Genomic DNA, 16,159 nt, shown 5'->3' with positions numbered 1-16,159 from the left:
ATGGCGCCCGGGTCACGGCGCGATCGCGCCGCTCGGAGCACGGCCCGCGAACGGGATCACGTCCCTCGTATGGACGCATTGTGACGCGGGTGCAAAGCTCGAAAGAACCGCGGGCGTCACCGGAGCCGCCTCGCACGCGGGTCCGCATGTCCGCGCCCACAGTGACCTCACGGTGCACGGGAGGCAAGGCCATGGGCGACAAGGCGAACGTACACCCCGGAGCCGCCGGCAGGGCAACGGCGGCCGACCGGCCCGCGTCCGTACGGAATGTGGTGCTGGTCGGCCACAGCGGATCGGGCAAGACGACTCTGGTGGAGGCTCTCGCACTGACGGCGGGAGCGCTGAACCGGGCGGGCCGTGTGGAGGACGGCGGCTCCGTCTCCGACTACGACGAGATCGAGCACCGGCAGCAGCGCTCGGTGCAGCTCTCCCTGGTTCCCGTCGAATGGGACGGGATCAAGATCAACCTGCTGGACACTCCTGGATACGCCGACTTCGTCGGGGAGCTACGGGCCGGTCTGCGCGCCGCGGACGCGGCCCTTTTCGTCGTCTCGGCCTCGGACGGTGTGGACGGCTCGACCCGGATGGTGTGGGAGGAGTGCGCGGCGGTCGGCATGCCACGCGCCATCGTGATCACACACCTGGAGGCGGCCCGGGCCGACTTCGCGGAGATGACCCGCCGTTGCGCGGAGGCGTTCGGCGGGGACGACCCCGACGCCGTCCTGCCGCTGTACCTGCCGCTGCACGGCCCGCAGGGCCCCGACGGGCACGCGCCCGTGACCGGTCTGGTCGGGCTGCTCACGCAGAAGCTGTTCGACTACTCGACCGGCGAGCGCAAGGAGTCCGAACCGGGTGAGGACCAACTGCCGGGGATCGAGGAGGCCCGCAACCGGCTCATCGAGGGGATCATCTCCGAGAGCGAGGACGAGACCCTCATGGACCGCTACCTCGGTGGTGAGCAGGTCGAGATCAAGACGCTGATCCAGGACCTGGAACGGGCCGTGGCGCGCGGCAGCTTCTTCCCCGTCCTGGCCGCCGCACCCGCCGCCGAGGGCGCCAAGCAGGGCCTCGGCACGGTCGAGTTGCTGGAACTGATCACCGGCGGGTTCCCGACCCCGTTCGAGCACCCGATGCCGGGGGTCACCACCATCGACGGCAGGCCGCGCGAGCTGAAGGCCTGCGACACCGAGGGCCCGCTGGTCGCCGAGGTCGTCAAGACCTCCTCCGATCCCTACGTCGGCCGCATCTCGCTGGTCCGCGTCTTCTCCGGCACCCTGCGCCCCGACCAGACGGTGCACGTCTCCGGACACGGCCTGGCCGACCGCGGCCACGAGGACCACGACGTCGACGAGAAGATCGGCGCCCTGTCCACGCCCTTCGGCAAGCAGCAGCGCCCGGTCACGCATGCCGTCGCGGGCGACCTGGTGTGCGTGGCCAAACTCGGCCGTGCCGAGACCGGGGACACCCTCTCGGCCAAGGACGACCCGCTCCTGATGGAGCCCTGGCAGATGCCCGACCCGCTGCTGCCGCTCGCCATCCAGGCGCACAGCAAGGCGGACGAGGACAAGCTCAGCCAGGGCCTGGCCCGACTGGTCGCCGAGGACCCGACCATGCGCCTCGAGCAGAACCAGGACACCCACCAGGTGGTGCTGTGGTGTCTGGGCGAGGCGCACGCGGACGTCGCCCTGGAGCGGCTGCGGAGCCGGTACGGCGTCCAGGTCGACGTGGTCCCGCACAGGGTGTCCCTCCGGGAGACCTTCGCGGGCAGGTCCGCCGGCAGGGGCCGTCATGTGAAGCAGTCCGGCGGGCACGGCCAGTACGCGATCTGCGAGATCGAGGTCGAACCGCTGCCGGGCGGCTCCGGAATCGAGTTCGTGGACAAGGTGGTCGGCGGAGCGGTGCCCCGGCAGTTCATCCCGTCCGTCGAGAAGGGGGTGCGCGCGCAGGCCGCCAAGGGTGTGGCCGCCGGCTACCCGCTGGTCGACATCCGGGTCACGCTGCTCGACGGCAAGGCGCACTCCGTGGACTCCTCGGACGCCGCCTTCCAGACGGCGGGCGCGCTCGCCCTGCGCGAGGCGGCGGCCGACGCCAAGATCCATCTGCTGGAACCGGTCGCCGAGGTGTCGGTGCTGGTGGGCGACGAGTACGTGGGCGCCGTGATGAGCGACCTGTCCGCGCGGCGCGGCCGGCTGCTGGGCACCGAGCAGGTCAGCGGCGGCCGGACCCTGGTACGGGCCGAGGTGCCGGAGATCGAGATCGGCCGGTACGCGATCGACCTGCGTTCCCTCTCGCACGGCACCGCACGCTTCAGCCGCTCCTACGCGCGGCACGAGCCGATGCCGCAACAACTCGGGGAAAAGATCCGTCAAGAGGCCCAGAAGTCCCAGTAGTTGAACCCTTGTTCCCCTCTCCACGCGGGAGCGGACCTCTTCCGGTCGTCCGCTCCCGCATGTCAGTGCCTGCGGATACGCTGATGTCCTGATCAAGTCGACACACGATCAGCACACCGACCTGTTCAACAGGTGTGCGGAGCAAGGAAGTCGGGAAAGGCCGCAGGAGCGGGTTCGGCGGCGAGGGGGCGGCAGTGACGGACGGATTCGATTTCAGCCCCGGGGCGCAGGTGCCCCTTTCGGGCTCCGCGGGCCAGACGGCGGCGACCTACGCCCTGGCCTCGGCGGCGTACCGGGAGGACGACGAGGTCACCAAGATCCTCGAGGCCGACAACGAGTGGCACCAATCGACCGTCAAGCCCCCGCGTCCGTGGGCGAGGATCTTCCGTCCCAAGCTCGGTGAGGCCTACTCCCGAGCGGTGATCGACCGCATGCTGGGCGCCGGGCGCAAACCCCTCATCCAGTCGTTCGGCACCGAGCCGCAGGTCGTGGTGGAGCACTGTCTGGCGGCCCACCGCATCCGGCGGGAACGCGACAACTGGCTGACGGCGGTGACGGTCCTGTGCGGGGTGCTGTTCCTGCCGGGATTCCTGGTGTGGCTGCTGGTGTTCCAGATCCGGACCACGCTGGGCAAGCGCACGGACCGGAGCGCCGGTGCGCTCGCCACGACCCTTCTGGTCGCCGTCGGCGCCCTGGCCGTGATCTTCCTGATCCGTATGCCGTTCTCCGGCTTCTGGGCGTGGTACGCGCGCGCTGCGGTCGTCATGCCGGTCGTCGGATGGTTCTGGGCCAAGCAGATCTGTGAGCGCACGGCGAAGGACCTGCGTGAGCGCTGGGACAGTCTGCTCGCCGGCGGCGGCCTGGGCGCCAAGATCCCCGAGGCGGTGCCCGGGCACCCCGGCGACGCGGCCGAGCAGCTGCGCAAGGAGCTCACCCGGCTGAGCGCCGAGCAGCGGTCCAACTCCGTCTTCTACGCCGGCCCCAAGGGCATCCTCGGCATGGGCACACGCTGGGGCAGCTGGCAGCTGGCCGAGGACCTGGTCTCCGCCGAGCCGGGGAAGGACTTCCACCCCTTCCGCAGCTGGGACGTGATCACCGCGATCCAGGGCGACCTGGCGATGCTGGAGCGGACCTCCATCAACACCGGCGGCTTCCCGAAGCCCTCCATAACGCACTGGATCGTCACGCCGATCGGGGAGAAGGCGAAGGAGGTTTCCCGGCCCAGCGGCACCGACGTGGACGCGTACACGATCAAGACGCACGCGATACAGGACATCTGCAACAAGCAGCAGTTCGGCAGCGGCGACCGGCACTACCTCGGTGTCCAGTGGACGCTGTGGGACGGCCAGTTGATCATCACCATGCTCATCACGGTGACGGTGCTGCACGACACCCTGCGCATCGAGGTCACCGGGCACGCCCTGGGACCCGTCAACTCCCTGTTCACCACGAAGCCCGAGCCCAAGGAGAAGGAGGTGGCGAAGACCGTCAAGTTCTGGGAGACCCACAAGGTGAGGCTGCCGCTGGTCGACGCCGACGAGGTGGTGCGGCTCGCCGCGCGCGCCCCGCTCACCTGGTATCCGCCGTTCCTGAACTGGCTCGGCGGCTCGCTGACCCTCCCGGAGCCGTTCGGTCTGCGCCACGCCTGGGCGGACCAGCCGTGGCGTCACCGTTTCATGGCCGACGACGCCCTGCGCGCGGCGACGCCGGTGCTGCGGGTGGTGCACGCGGCGGCGATCCGGGTCCTGAAGGACCACGGGGTGGACGTGGAGGCGTTCGGGACGCGGTCGACGTTTCTCAGCGCGCAGGTGCAGGATCCGACGCCGAAGAAGGCGGACGTGTACGACGCGTAGCGCCTCCGGCGGGCCGTCCGGTGCCGCTGGCGCAGTGGCCGTGCCGGGGCCGCCGCCCCCCGGGTCCCCGCTTCGGCCTGGACGGCCTGGTCCTCAATCCCCTGGCTCTTCGAGCAGGGGGGTGCCCCAAGACAGGCTGAGGGGCACGTCGGCTATGCAGCGCCCGTCGGCCACGCCTCCGCCAGCATCTTCCGCGTGTCCGCCAGCAGCTGCGGCAGTACCTTCGTGTGGCCGACCACCGGCATGAAGTTCGTGTCGCCGCCCCAGCGCGGCACGATGTGCTGGTGCAGGTGGGCGGCGATGCCGGCACCGGCGACCGAGCCCTGGTTCATGCCGATGTTGAACCCATGGGCCCCGGAGGCCGTGCGCAGCGCGGTCATCGCCTGTTTGGTCAGCTCGGCGAGCTCCGCGGTCTCCGGCTCCGTGAGGTCGGTGTAGTCGGCGACATGGCGGTAGGGGACGACCATCAGGTGGCCGCCGTTGTACGGGTACAGGTTCAGCACCGCGTACACCTGTCCGCCCCGCTTGACGATGAGCCCGTCCTCGTCCGACTTGGCCGGGATGGAGCAGAACGGGCAGCCGTCGTCGGCCCCAGGACCGGTCGGCTTGTTCTCGCCCTGGATGTAGGCCATCCGGTGGGGCGTCCACAGACGCTGGAACGCGTCCTGCGTGCCCACTCCGATCTGCTGCTCCGGCTCACTCGTCATGAGGTGCAGCATATGGCGTCTTCGCCGGGGCAGGGCAAAGGCCCCCGGGATCCCCCGGGGGCCTTTGCGCCCGTCTGTCGGATCGGGACCCTGACGGCTGTCAGACCTGCGCCCGCTCCTCGACGACCTTCACGATCTTGGCGATGGCCTCGTCGAACGGGATGCCGTTCTCCTGGGAGCCGTCCCGGAAGCGGAACGACACCGAGCCGTGGGACATGTCCTCGTCGCCCGCGATGACCATGAAGGGCACCTTCTGCTTCTGGGCGTTGCGGATCTTCTTCTGCATACGGTCGGAGGAGGAGTCGACCTCGACGCGCAGGCCGCGCTCCCGCGCCCGCTCGGCGAACTTCTCCAGGTAGGGCACGTGCGCGTCGCCGATCGGGATGCCGACCGCCTGGACCGGGGCGAGCCAGGCCGGGAAGGCGCCCGCGTAGTGCTCCAGGAGCACGCCGAAGAACCGCTCGATCGACCCGAAGAGGGCCCGGTGGATCATGACGGGCTGCTGGCGCGAGCCGTCCGCCGCCGTGTACTCCAGGCCGAACCGCTTCGGCTGGTTGAAGTCGACCTGGATCGTCGACATCTGCCAGGACCGGCCGATGGCGTCCCGGGCCTGCACCGAGATCTTCGGGCCGTAGTAGGCCGCGCCGCCCGGGTCCGGGACCAGGGGCAGGCCCTGCTTCTCGGCTGCCTGGCGGAGCGCCTCGGTGGCCTCCTCCCAGTCCTCGTCCGAGCCGATGAACTTGTCGGAGTCGTCTCGGGTGGACAGCTCCAGCTCGAACTCAGTGAGGCCGTAGTCGCGCAGCAGGTCCAGGACGAAGGTCAGGAGCGTGTCGAGCTCCTGCGGCATCTGCTCCTTGGTGCAGTAGATGTGCGAGTCGTCCTGGGTGAAGCCGCGCGAGCGGGTCAGGCCGTGCACGACACCCGACTTCTCGTACCGGTACACGGTCCCGAACTCGAAGAGGCGCAGGGGCAGTTCACGGTAGGAACGGCCGCGCGACTTGAAGATCAGGTTGTGCATCGGGCAGTTCATCGCCTTGAGGCGGTAGTTCTGCTCGTCGAACTCGATGGCCGGGAACATGCCGTCCGAGTAGTGCGGCAGGTGCCCGGAGATCTCGAAGAGCTTCTCCTTGGAGATGTGCGGTGTGTTCACGAACTCGTAGCCGGAGACCTCGTGGCGCCGCCGCGAGTAGGTCTCCATCTCCTTGCGGATGACCCCGCCCTTGGGGTGGAAGACCGCCAGGCCGGGGCCCAGCTCCTCGGGGAAGGAGAACAGGTCCAGCTCGGCGCCGAGCTTGCGGTGGTCGCGCTTCTCGGCCTCGGCGAGGAAGTCCAGGTACGCCTTGAGCTCGTCCCTGGACGGCCAGGCGGTGCCGTAGATGCGCTGGAGCTGCGGGTTCTTCTCGCTGCCGCGCCAGTAGGCGGCCGCCGAGCGCATCAGCTTGAACGCCGGGACGACCCGGGTGGTGGGCAGGTGGGGACCGCGGCAGAGGTCCTTCCAGCACAGCTCGCCGGTCTTGGCGTCCAGGTTGTCGTAGATCGTCAGCTCGCCGCCGCCGACCTCGGCGTCGGCGCCCTCGGCGGCCTGCGCGGCGTTGCCCTTGAGGCCGATGAGCTCGAGCTTGTACGGCTCGTTCGCCAGTTCCTCGCGGGCGTCCTCGTCCGTGGTCACCCGGCGCGAGAAGCGCTGGCCCCGCTTGATGATCTCCTGCATCTTCTTCTCGATGCGCTTGAGATCGTCCGGGGTGAACGGCTCGGCCACGTCGAAGTCGTAGTAGAAGCCGTCCCGGATGGGCGGGCCGATGCCCAGCTTCGCCTCGGGGAAGATCTCCTGCACGGCCTGGGCCATCACGTGCGCGGTGGAGTGGCGCAGGATGTTCAGGCCGTCGTCGGAGGAGATCTCGACGCCCTCGACGGTCTCGCCGTCCTTCACCTCGTACGCGAGGTCCCTCAGCTCACCGCCCACGCGCGCGGCGACGATCGAGCGCTCGCCGGCGAAGAGGTCGGCGGCCGTAGTGCCCGTCGTCACCACGCGCTCTTCCCGCTCGGAATCGCGTTGGATGATCACACGGACGTCTGACACCGGACTCTCCTGACTGCTGGTGGATGCGGCGCCATACCGGGAGCGCGCGCATGACTGGGATCGTACCGACCCACGGCGGCCCACCGCGAAACGGTTACGGTGCCCCGGGTGCTTCAGTCCCCGCCGCACGCCTCCTCGAAGAAGTCCAGGTTCTCCTGGAGCGACTTCATCAGCCGATCCCGCTCGGCCTCGTCGACCTGCACCGGCGCCACCCCGGACGCGGCCGCGAGGCGCCGGAAGCCGCCGCGGCTCTCCAGCCGTCCGTGCACTTTGATCGGCAGTCCGACGAGGTGGGCGTGGCCCGCGATGCGGTACGACTCCTCGTCCAGGGTCATCCTTACGTGCGGCACCTCCGCTCCGGCGAGGACGCGCAGCCGTACGGTGCCCTCGCCCCGCGGTCCCGAACGGCGCAGGCGGACGACTGCGCCGGTGATCCGCACCGGTACGGACGGCTCCTCGCGCAGATAGCGGGCTCCGGCCTCACGCAGGGCGGGCAGGTCGCCCGGGGAGAACTCGACCGGTTCGGCGGGCGTCGCACCGCCCTCGGGGACGCCGGCGGCAGGCGCCCACGCGACGGCGATCCGGGCGCCCTCGGATCCGCGGACGAGGGCGACCAGCGCCTCGGTCAGCTCATGGCTCACGCCGGCCTCGACGGCGGTGTCGAAGGCGTCCATCCCGCCGGTGGCCCGCTGGTAGTCGATGGCCTCGCGGGCGGCGTACAGCGCTTGGTGCAGGCGCACGGCGAGCGGCCGGCCGGTGGCGACGGGCACGAAGGCGGTGAGCTCCCGGCCGCCGGTGGCCGCGCCGATCAGGACGTGCTCGAGCGACGCGGCGGCGGGCCTGCGGTGCCGGGCGCCGTAGTAGCCGGCCCGGGCGCGGGTGGCGAGGGCGGCCGCCAGCAGCATCCGGCGGGCGGCGGTGCGCAGCTGGTCCTCGACGTCCCAGGGAGCGGCACCCACGGGTCCCGTCGGCACATCACGCCACCAGTGGATCTCGTCACTGGGCACGGTCAGGCCGACCAGCACGTCGCGGGCGGAGGGCGAGCCGCTGCGGGTCAGGGCGAGGAGGGCCTCGCCGATCAGGTCGTCGCAGTCGGGGAAGGCGCGGCTCTCCGGCACCAGCAGGCTCGTACCACTGCCGCCGGGGCCCGGTGGGGTCCAGCGGCCGTAGCGCCCGGGGGCCCCGCCGCGGCGCTGCCAGCCGTGGCGGTGCAGCAGGGCGCCGAGCACGGCGGGGTCGACCTTGTCGGGGGCGGGCGGCCGGTTCCACAGCGGCTCCGCGGGGTGCGGCCGGACGGTGCGGGACTGCTCGTCGAGGGGACGGTGTGTCACGGTCTGCCTCCCGTTCCGACCCGGGTCATGATCTCGCACAGGGCGCGGTCGTCGAAGATGCGCGAGGTCGGGACGCGCACGGTGGTGCGGTGCCGGCCCGTGATCGGGTGTCCGGCGAGGTTGGTCCAGTAGCAGCAGTGCCGCAGGTCCAGACGGTCGTGACCGGCCCGCAGCCACTGGTCCTGGGTCCGGGGGACGATCATCACGACGAGGATCTTGTGCACGGAGACGGGGGTGCGGGCGAGCTTCCGCAGGTGCTCGTTGTCGAGCGTGAAGGAGAAGAACCGGCCCGGGGGGTTCGGCGGTATCTGGTACGTGCACTTCAGCTGCACTTTGATGGTGACCTCGTCGTCGACCGTGTGGCCGGGCGCGCTGTGGCTGACGTGCCAGTCGATGCCGTTGTCCGGGAAGGGCTGGGACAGCGAGCAGCCGGCCGCCGCGGCGACCGCGTGCAGATAGCCCACCTGCAGCGTCTCCATGCAGGCGGTGGTGGCGAGTGTGCCGCGATGGGGTGCCGTCCGCTCGGGCAGCAGCCCGCCCCGCTCGGGCTGCGCTATCGCCATGACCAACAGCCTTCCCTGCGCAGTGAATCCCCGTCGAGCCCCCTTGAACTGCAAAGACCCGTACTCCTGTTGTCTCCTTCCGGCGTACGGCGCAAACAGCCCGGGTATCACCAAACGGGCAGAAGACGGTACGTCAGCTGCCACGGGTGAACGAGGAGTTGGGTAGGCATGACGTTCTGGTACGAGGGCCCGCTCGCCGCGTTCGACACGGAGACCACCGGCGTGGACGTCGAGACCGACCGGATCGTGTCGGCCGCCGTCGTCGTCCAGGACGCTCCGGGGACCCGGCCGCGGGTGAGCCGCTGGCTGGTGAACCCGGGGGTGCCGGTGCCCGAGGAGGCGACGGCCGTGCACGGGCTGACGGAGGAGCACCTGCAGCGCAACGGCCGATGGCCGTCGCCGGTGATGGAGGAGATAGCCCGGGAGCTGGGTGAGCAGGCGATGCGGGGCCGGCCGCTGGTGGTGATGAACGCGCCCTTCGATCTGACGCTGCTGGACCGGGAGTTGCGGCGTCATCGGGCGTCCTCGCTGGAGCGCTGGTTCGCGTCGGCGCCGCTGCGCGTGCTCGACCCGCGGGTGCTCGACAAGCACCTGGACCGCTACCGCAAGGGCCGCCGCACCCTCACCGACCTGTGCGCGCACTACGGAGTGCCGCTGGAGGGGGCGCACGACGCGGCGGCGGACGCGCTGGCCGCGATGGAGGTCGTACGGGCGCTGGGGCGTCGCTTCGCAACCCGTCTGGAGCGCCTCTCCCCCGCCGAGCTGCACACGCTGCAGGCGACCTGGCACGCGGCACAGGCACGGGGGCTGCAGGCGTGGTTCACGCGCAGCGGTTCGGAGGAGATCGTCAGCACGGACTGGCCACTGCGGCCGGAGCTGCCGGCGGCAGCGTAGGAAGGCACGGGGAAGGCGCCTGCCGAGGACAGGCGCCCACGGATCCATGAGGTAGCGCCGGAACGCCTCCACCTGGAGCCAGAGCGCGGTGCCGCGCGGGGTGCGGGCGTACAGCTCCCAGGAGCGCAGCCACAACGCCAGGCCGGCGCCCACCGCGATCACGCCCGCCACGAGGACCGGCCAGCCGACCGCGTTCCGGCCGCCGCCGAGCAGGGCCCCGACGGCCGTCGTGACGAAGCCGAGCAGGTACCCCCTCCCACTTCACGGGAGCCTCCCCAGCCTCCGTGAAGATCGGAAGCGTATCCCGGCCACGGGCGGACAAAAAGAGCCGGTCCGCATCATGCGGACCGGCTCTCCCGGTGGGCGATACTGGGTTCGAACCAGTGGCCTCTTCGGTGTGAACGAAGCGCTCTCCCACTGAGCTAATCGCCCGGGAACGCACTGAACAATACAGGCCCCGGCAGGGTTCCTTCAAACCGCTTCGAGGTACGCCCGTAGTCCGCGTCGCCCTGCCCGCATCATCAGCCGGTGGTTCGCGCGGAACGCCGGGCGGGCCGGCACGGCCAGCCTCCTGAGCAGCGGCTTGTGCACGTCGACCGCCTGGTCGTAGCGGGCGAGGGAGCCGGGACCGGCCGCGGTGACCGTCCAGCGTGCCCAGCCGTCGACGTCACCGGACAGCGCGACCTCCAGAATCCCGGCCGCCGGGTCGCGCCGCACCTCGCGCACGGTGAAGGTCAGGTCGTACGGCAGCAGGGAGCGGACCCGGACGACGCCGGTCGTGTCATCGAGCCGGGTCACCTCCCGCACGTGGCGCCACCACCGCGGGTACTCCTCGGGCCGCTCCAGCGCCGCGTACACGGCGGCGGGCGGCGCGGACAGGGCCCACCTGCTGTGGAATCGGTAACGGGTCCATTCCATGGCCTGAGTCTGCCCCGGCCCGTCCTCGGTATCTGAGTACGCGTACTCATGCCGCACGACGTGACGAGCGCCACACTGGCCGGTGCGAGCGCCGCCGCCCGTGCGGCGGCGCTCCCCCACCGGTCACGGAGTCAGGACGGCATCTCGTCCCCGAGCAGTGCCAGGTTCTCGACGGCGGCGAGGCCGTAGAGCGCGGTGTCGTTGGTGGACACCCAGGCCGCCTCGCTCCCCGCGACGAGCGTGGCCGGACCGCTCAGCGGTTCCGTCTTCCACGGCGAGGACTCGGTGTAGCCGTCGGAGCTGTAGAACTTGCTCCACGCCCGCTCGGCGAGCGTCGCGTCGCCGGTCTGGACGGCGGCGTACGCGTCGAGGCGCGAGTGGCCCTGGAAGAGCAGCAGGCTTCCGAAGTCCGAGCCGTAGCGGGCCTTCTGCTCGGCCTTGGTGGCGTTGAAGTAGCGGCAGTAGTCCAGGTACGCCTCCTTGAACTCGGGCATGTCGACCAGGTAGTCGAGCTCGGCGCACAGCTCGTTGAGGCCGAAGACGGCCGAGAGGTGGGAGACGGACACCACCGGCTTGTCGGCGACGGCGAACCTGCCGGTGTCGAGGTCGTACAGCCCGCTGCCCTGGACGAAGCCGTTGGGCTGGGCGGCGATGCCCTCCATGGTGGACAGGACGCGTGCCTTGGCCTTCTCCCACTTGGGGCCCTTGCGCTCCCACTCGGTGAGCCAGGCCGACACCAGGCCGCTCCAGTCCGTGCCGAAGCCGATCGACAAGGCGTGCCGGTCGGGGGTGTAGGGGTCGGTGCGTACCTTGCGCTGCGGGTCGAGGACGAGGAACGTCTCGTCGGAGTCGACGTTGGCCCGCATGAGGTCGCCGACCCGTTCGTCGGCGGTGAGGAAGTAGTAGAAGCGCCGGTAGGTGGTGTTGGCGATGCGCTGCTGTTTGGCGCTGTCGGCGAAGTGCTGCACGCCGTGCCGGGTGCCGAGGCCGGCCCACTTGCCGATATGGTAGACGTCGACCTCGCCGGTGTGCCGGGTCATCGCCTCGGCGAAGCGGAAGATGTCCGCGCGGCCGCTGCGCAGGTAGGCGTACCAGAGCCACAGATCGGGCGACAGCTCGGAGTTGTCCCAGGCGTAGCCGCCGATGTCGTACCGCCACACGTGCCGGACGGTGTCGTAGGTGTGCATGATGTCGCCGTAGTCCCAGAAGCCGTACCAGCGGCACTGCTCCACCTGGTCCTTGTAGTAGGTGAAGAGGAAGTCGAGGTGGTCCTCGATCTTCGCCTTGGCCGGCGTGGAACGGTCGGGCTCGGAGTACAGGCCCGGGCCGAAGACCTTGGCCTTGATGAGCTGCCTGGGCGGGGCGGCGAGCTGCGGCAGCGTCCGGACTGCCTTGACCTGGTCGGCGAGCTGGTCGGGGGTCGGGGTGGCGGCGTTCGCCCAGAAGAGGAGTTCGGACGTGCGGGCGATGCCGTACGGGGTGCCGAACTCCGGTTCGTAGTCCTCGTAGGTGATGTTGAGGCCCTCGAGCTGCTTGGCGTAGGTGTCCTGGCCCATGCCGTCGTGGTAGAAGCGCAGGTCCATCGGCTGCGCCTCGGGCGACCAGAGCCAGAGGGTGACCTCGGCCTCATCGGTGTGGGCCTCGCGGATGTCCAGCTGGGCGGGGAACTTCTCCCAGAAGTCCCTCAGGCCGAAGGAGACTCCGCCGCTCGGTCCGCCGACGTAGCCGAAGCCGGAGGCCCGCTTGCCACCGCCGGCACCGATCCAGCCGTAGCCCTTCCTGGTGCGCTTGCGCAGGGTGAAGCCGTCGGCGGAGAGCTGCGAGAGGGTGTAGTCGCCCCAGTGCGGGATGTACTGGAGCCGGGTCGTCACCCGTTGGTCCCACGTCGAGGGGTCGGGCAGTTTCTGTCCGGCGTACTGCGCCGCCTGCACGGCCGCGCCCGGGTCGCGGCGCAGCCCGGTGATGCCCTGCACGGCCTCACGCAGCAGACCGGTGCCCTCTCCGCCGATCCGGATGTGCCGGTCGTAGGCGGCGTCGCGCATCGGCACGGTGAAGCGCACGCCGAGCCCGCGGACGAAGTCGCCGCTCGCCCTGCCGGGTTCCTGCGTCCCGTCGTAGGTGATGGTGTGCACCATGCGGAAGGAGTCGGCGCCCGCGTAGAAGTAGAGCCGGATCGAGAACGGCAGCCAACTGCGGTCGCCCTTGCGGTGCTTGCCGTCGATGCGGACGACGGCCCGGACGGGGCCCTCCTGTTCGACGGCGACCTCGGAGATGGCGCCGTCGAAGCGCTCGGTCTTCACCGTGCCCTGGTCCTCGTCCTCGATCTCCGGCTGGCGGATGAGGACGAGCCGGCCGTTCTTCGCGATCTCGGTGGAGCCGCGGGTGACGGACTTGATCAGCGTGGTGCCGGACTTGCCGATCCTGGCAGTGATGACGCCGGTCGATATGTCGATGGTGCCGCCGCTCTTGTCGACGGTGACCTTCTTGTCGGGCGTCGCGGGGGTGCCGGCGGTGAGCGTGAGCTTGCCGGATCCCGAACCGACCGCGTGCGCCGTCCACTTGAGGGAGCCGTCCGGCCAGTACGCGAGCGGCCAGGACTGGACGGGTACGGCCTTGCCGTTCTGGTCCGTCAGGGCGAACGTCTGGTCGTCCTGATAGGCGCCCTTGGGCCAGGGCACGCCGACGGTGGAGCCGGGCGCGGCGCCGAGACCGCCGTCCTCGAGCCAGTCGAGGGTCACCGGATCGGCGTCGGCCGCCTCGGCTCTGGGCGCCGCCTGCGCGTCCCTGGCCCCCAGCGTCCAGCTGAACTGGGCGGCGGCTCCGGCGACGGCGGCGGCCTTGAGGAGGGACCTGCGGGGGATGGGAGACATGGGAGATGCAGCCTTCCTTTCCTGGCGGTGATGCAGGGAGGTCAGGGGCATGACAGAGGGAGGAGCGGCGCCGGGGCGCCGACCCGGGGGGAGGTGCCGGCCGGCTCAACGACGCCGGTGGCGCTCCTCGACGGCGACGGCGGCCGCCGCCACGGCCCCGAGGACGGGGACCGCGAGAGGCGCGACGAACCAGGCGGAGCAGAGCACCGGGGCGGCGCCGCCGACGAGGAGGAAGGACCCGGCCGGATCGAGGACGGTGCGGCGTCCGGCCGCCGCGAGCAGGGCCCGCCAGGAGGCGCCCGGCACCCAGGCCGCCGCCGCTCGCAGCCCGGCGACGGCCGCGCCGATGAGGGCGAAGACGCCGACTGCGCCGACGAGCGGCCCGCCGGGCAGTCCGGCGCGCACGGCCTGGACGTCCACCCGGACCGCGGCCGCCGCCGCCCAGCCGGCGAGCCCGACGATCCAGCCACGGCGCGCGGCCGCGCCGAAGTCCGCGGCGAACTCCCGCCAGCCGCCGCCCTCGTGGGCCGTGCGCCGGCGCAGATGGCGTGCGCCGGCGGCGAAGGCGGCGGGGTAGGTGACGAGCGGCAGCGAGGCCACGGCGATCCAGACACCGGTGAGCAGGCACTCGGCGAAGAGGGCGAACCTCTCGGCGAGCAGCGACTCGCGGCGGGGCTTCGGGCGGGCGTGGTCGGTGGCCATGTCAGCCCTTCAGTCCGGAGGTCGCCATGCCGTCGATGAGGTAACGCTGGAAGGCGAGGAAGAAGAGCAGCACGGGCAGCAGCGCGACCAGGGACATCGCGATCATGCCGCCGTAGTTCGCGGCCACGCCGTCGGAGTCACGGAACATCATCATGCCGAGCGAGACGGTGTACTTGCCGGGGTCGTTGAGGTAGATCAGCGGGCCCATGAAGTCGTTCCAGGCGTTGATGAACGTGAAGATCGCGCTCGTGATGAGGGCCGGACGGCACAGCGGCAGCACGATCGACCAGTAGATCCTCAGGTGCCCGCAGCCGTCGATCCGGGCGGCCTCGTCGAGTTCCTTCGGCAGACTCCGCATGAACTGCACCATGAGGAAGACGAAGAACGCCTCCGTGGCCAGGTACTTGCCGAGCAGCAGCGGAACGTAGGTGTTGATCAGCTGCATCTTCTGGAACATCACGTACTGCGGGATGAGCAGCACGTGGTAGGGCAGGAGAAGCGTGCCGATCATGAGCGAGAACAGCAGGTTGCGGCCCGCGAACCTGATCCGCGCGAAGGCGTACGCGGTCAGCGAGCAGGAGATCAGGATGCCGACGACGGCGCCGACTGCGTACAGGAGGGAGTTCTGGAAGAACGTCCAGATGGAGATGTCGGCGATGCCCTTCGCCAGGCCCTTGAAGTTGTCGAGGATGGGGTGGACGGGGAACAGCTGCAGGCTGTTGATGATGTCCTTGCTGGGCTTGAACGACGCCCCGATCACCCAGAGGACGGGATAGAGGACGACCGCGAGGACCAGCAGGGCGCCGATGTGCCAGGCGAGCGAACCGGCGCGCCTGCGACCGGGGCCGCCGAGCGGCGTGCGGACGGTGGTGGTGCTCATCGGGCGTCCTCCTCGTAGTGCACCCACTTCTTCTGGGACCAGAAGAGGACCACCGTCACGAGGGCCACGGCGAGCAGCAGCATCCAGGCCATCGCGGAGGCGTAGCCCATCTGGGCGTTCTTGAACCCCTGCTGGTACAGGTAGCAGGTGTAGACGAGCGTGGCGTCGGCCGGACCGCAGTAGGTGTTGGAGACGACATAGGCCGAGGCGAAGATCTGGAACGAGTGGATCGTCTCCAGCAGCACGTTGAAGAAGAGCACCGGGGAGATCATCGGCAGCGTGATGTTCCAGAACCTGCGGAAGGCCCCGGCGCCGTCCATCGCCGCCGCCTCGTGGAGTTCCTTCGGCACCTGTTTGAGCCCGGCCAGGAAGATGACCATGGGCGCTCCGAACTGCCAGACGGTGAGCGCCACCAGGCAGTACAGGATCCAGTCGGGGTTGCCGACCCAGCCCCCCACGTGGATACCGAAGACGGACATCGTGCGGTCCACGACGGCGTCGTCGGAGAAGATCGACCGCCAGACGAAGGCGACCGACACGCTGGCGCCGATGAGCGAGGGGGCGTAGAACGCGGCCCGGTAGAACGCCTGTCCGCGACGGCTCTGCGCGAGGAGCAGGGCGACACCGAGGGCGAGCAGCAGCTTCAGCGGTGTGCCGATGACGACGTACTTCGCCGTCACCTCCACCGACTTCTGCCACCGCGGGTCGTCGAACATCCTGGTGAAGTTGTCGGGGCCGACCCACTTCGGTGTGTTGAAGAGGTTGTAGTCGGTGAACGCGAAGTACAGCGAGGCGACCATGGGTCCCGCGGTCAGGAGTACGAAGCCGGCGATCCACGGGGACATGAAGAGGTAGCCGGCGAGATTCTCCCGGCGGCCCCGCCGCTTACGGGCGGCGGGAGCGGCGGAACGGGTCTTCCGGGTGTCGAGAGGCGAGTCCTTGACGAGCGTCATGGGGGTTCCCATCAGTTC

The 16,159-nt window shown here is 70.2% G+C and carries 12 protein-coding genes and 1 tRNA gene; 3 read left to right on the top strand and 10 right to left on the bottom strand.

Features of this window, described 5'->3' with window-relative positions:
* Nucleotides 1-191: 191 nt before the first annotated feature.
* Both ACFYZE_RS27275 and ACFYZE_RS27270 read left to right on the top strand, forming a co-directional pair.
* On the top strand, nt 192-2,390 hold the full coding sequence (locus tag ACFYZE_RS27275; RefSeq protein ID WP_388999297.1) for an elongation factor G-like protein EF-G2: 2,199 nt from the start codon (nt 192-194) through the stop codon (nt 2,388-2,390).
* A gap of 194 nt (nt 2,391-2,584) precedes the next feature.
* Nucleotides 2,585-4,243 (top strand): hypothetical protein, encoded by a 1,659-nt coding sequence (locus tag ACFYZE_RS27270; protein WP_388999294.1) that lies wholly within the window; start codon nt 2,585-2,587, stop codon nt 4,241-4,243.
* 152 nt (nt 4,244-4,395) lie between these two features.
* Here the strand turns inward: ACFYZE_RS27270 and ACFYZE_RS27265 are convergent, their stop codons facing one another.
* The 4 genes from ACFYZE_RS27265 to ACFYZE_RS27250 all read right to left on the bottom strand — a co-directional run bounded on the left by ACFYZE_RS27265 (nt 4,396) and on the right by ACFYZE_RS27250 (nt 8,924).
* Nucleotides 4,396-4,962 (bottom strand): HIT family protein, encoded by a 567-nt coding sequence (locus ACFYZE_RS27265; protein ID WP_388999291.1) that lies wholly within the window; start codon nt 4,960-4,962, stop codon nt 4,396-4,398.
* Between the two features lie 88 nt (nt 4,963-5,050).
* Entirely contained in the window at nt 5,051-7,030 is a 1,980-nt protein-coding gene (gene thrS / locus ACFYZE_RS27260) for a threonine--tRNA ligase (RefSeq protein ID WP_388999288.1), read from the bottom strand.
* 113 nt (nt 7,031-7,143) lie between these two features.
* The gene (locus ACFYZE_RS27255; protein WP_388999285.1) at nt 7,144-8,361 is read right to left on the bottom strand and encodes a hypothetical protein; all 1,218 of its coding nucleotides are present in this window, start codon (nt 8,359-8,361) and stop codon (nt 7,144-7,146) included.
* The gene (locus tag ACFYZE_RS27250) at nt 8,358-8,924 is read right to left on the bottom strand and encodes a DUF4365 domain-containing protein (RefSeq protein WP_103842605.1); all 567 of its coding nucleotides are present in this window, start codon (nt 8,922-8,924) and stop codon (nt 8,358-8,360) included. Before ACFYZE_RS27250 ends, ACFYZE_RS27255 begins: the two co-directional genes overlap by 4 nt.
* A 168-nt stretch (nt 8,925-9,092) precedes the next feature.
* Here ACFYZE_RS27250 and ACFYZE_RS27245 point away from each other — a divergent pair, with 168 nt between their 5' ends.
* Nucleotides 9,093-9,818: a 3'-5' exonuclease gene (locus tag ACFYZE_RS27245; protein ID WP_388999282.1), complete on the top strand. Its 726-nt coding sequence runs from the start codon at nt 9,093-9,095 to the stop codon at nt 9,816-9,818.
* A gap of 360 nt (nt 9,819-10,178) precedes the next feature.
* Here ACFYZE_RS27245 and ACFYZE_RS27240 read toward each other — a convergent pair.
* From ACFYZE_RS27240 to ACFYZE_RS27215, 6 genes are all read right to left on the bottom strand, one after another.
* Nucleotides 10,179-10,250, bottom strand: a tRNA-Val gene (locus ACFYZE_RS27240).
* A 39-nt stretch (nt 10,251-10,289) separates the two neighbouring features.
* Nucleotides 10,290-10,736: an SRPBCC family protein gene (locus tag ACFYZE_RS27235; RefSeq protein WP_388999279.1), complete on the bottom strand. Its 447-nt coding sequence runs from the start codon at nt 10,734-10,736 to the stop codon at nt 10,290-10,292.
* 131 nt (nt 10,737-10,867) lie between these two features.
* Nucleotides 10,868-13,606, bottom strand: a complete 2,739-nt coding sequence (locus tag ACFYZE_RS27230; RefSeq protein WP_388999276.1) for a Tat pathway signal sequence domain protein — start codon at nt 13,604-13,606, stop codon at nt 10,868-10,870.
* A 105-nt stretch (nt 13,607-13,711) separates the two neighbouring features.
* Nucleotides 13,712-14,308 carry a hypothetical protein gene (locus ACFYZE_RS27225; RefSeq protein WP_388999273.1) on the bottom strand — a complete coding sequence of 199 codons (597 nt, stop codon included), beginning with the start codon at nt 14,306-14,308 and terminating at the stop codon, nt 13,712-13,714.
* 1 nt (nt 14,309) lies between these two features.
* A complete protein-coding gene (locus ACFYZE_RS27220) occupies nt 14,310-15,188 on the bottom strand; it encodes a carbohydrate ABC transporter permease (protein WP_388999270.1) in 879 nt (292 codons plus the stop codon).
* On the bottom strand, nt 15,185-16,141 hold the full coding sequence (locus ACFYZE_RS27215) for a carbohydrate ABC transporter permease (protein WP_388999267.1): 957 nt from the start codon (nt 16,139-16,141) through the stop codon (nt 15,185-15,187). The genes ACFYZE_RS27220 and ACFYZE_RS27215 overlap by 4 nt, the downstream gene beginning before the upstream one ends.
* Between the last annotated feature and the right edge of the window lie 18 nt (nt 16,142-16,159).

The organism is Streptomyces sp. NPDC001796 (assembly GCF_042892355.1).
Classification (GTDB): domain Bacteria; phylum Actinomycetota; class Actinomycetes; order Streptomycetales; family Streptomycetaceae; genus Streptomyces.
The sequence above is the reverse complement of the archived record's forward strand: the minus strand, read 5'-3'. Positions and strand labels throughout refer to the sequence as shown.

Coding starts and splice junctions, on each gene's coding strand:
- ACFYZE_RS27275 (WP_388999297.1), top strand. CDS start 192: ATGGGCGACAAGGCGAACGTACACCCCGGAGCCGCCGGCAGGGCAACG.
- ACFYZE_RS27265 (WP_388999291.1), bottom strand. CDS start 4,962: ATGCTGCACCTCATGACGAGTGAGCCGGAGCAGCAGATCGGAGTGGGC.
- ACFYZE_RS27250 (WP_103842605.1), bottom strand. CDS start 8,924: ATGGCGATAGCGCAGCCCGAGCGGGGCGGGCTGCTGCCCGAGCGGACG.
- ACFYZE_RS27245 (WP_388999282.1), top strand. CDS start 9,093: ATGACGTTCTGGTACGAGGGCCCGCTCGCCGCGTTCGACACGGAGACC.
- ACFYZE_RS27235 (WP_388999279.1), bottom strand. CDS start 10,736: ATGGAATGGACCCGTTACCGATTCCACAGCAGGTGGGCCCTGTCCGCG.
- ACFYZE_RS27230 (WP_388999276.1), bottom strand. CDS start 13,606: ATGTCTCCCATCCCCCGCAGGTCCCTCCTCAAGGCCGCCGCCGTCGCC.
- ACFYZE_RS27225 (WP_388999273.1), bottom strand. CDS start 14,308: ATGGCCACCGACCACGCCCGCCCGAAGCCCCGCCGCGAGTCGCTGCTC.
- ACFYZE_RS27220 (WP_388999270.1), bottom strand. CDS start 15,188: ATGAGCACCACCACCGTCCGCACGCCGCTCGGCGGCCCCGGTCGCAGG.
- ACFYZE_RS27215 (WP_388999267.1), bottom strand. CDS start 16,141: ATGACGCTCGTCAAGGACTCGCCTCTCGACACCCGGAAGACCCGTTCC.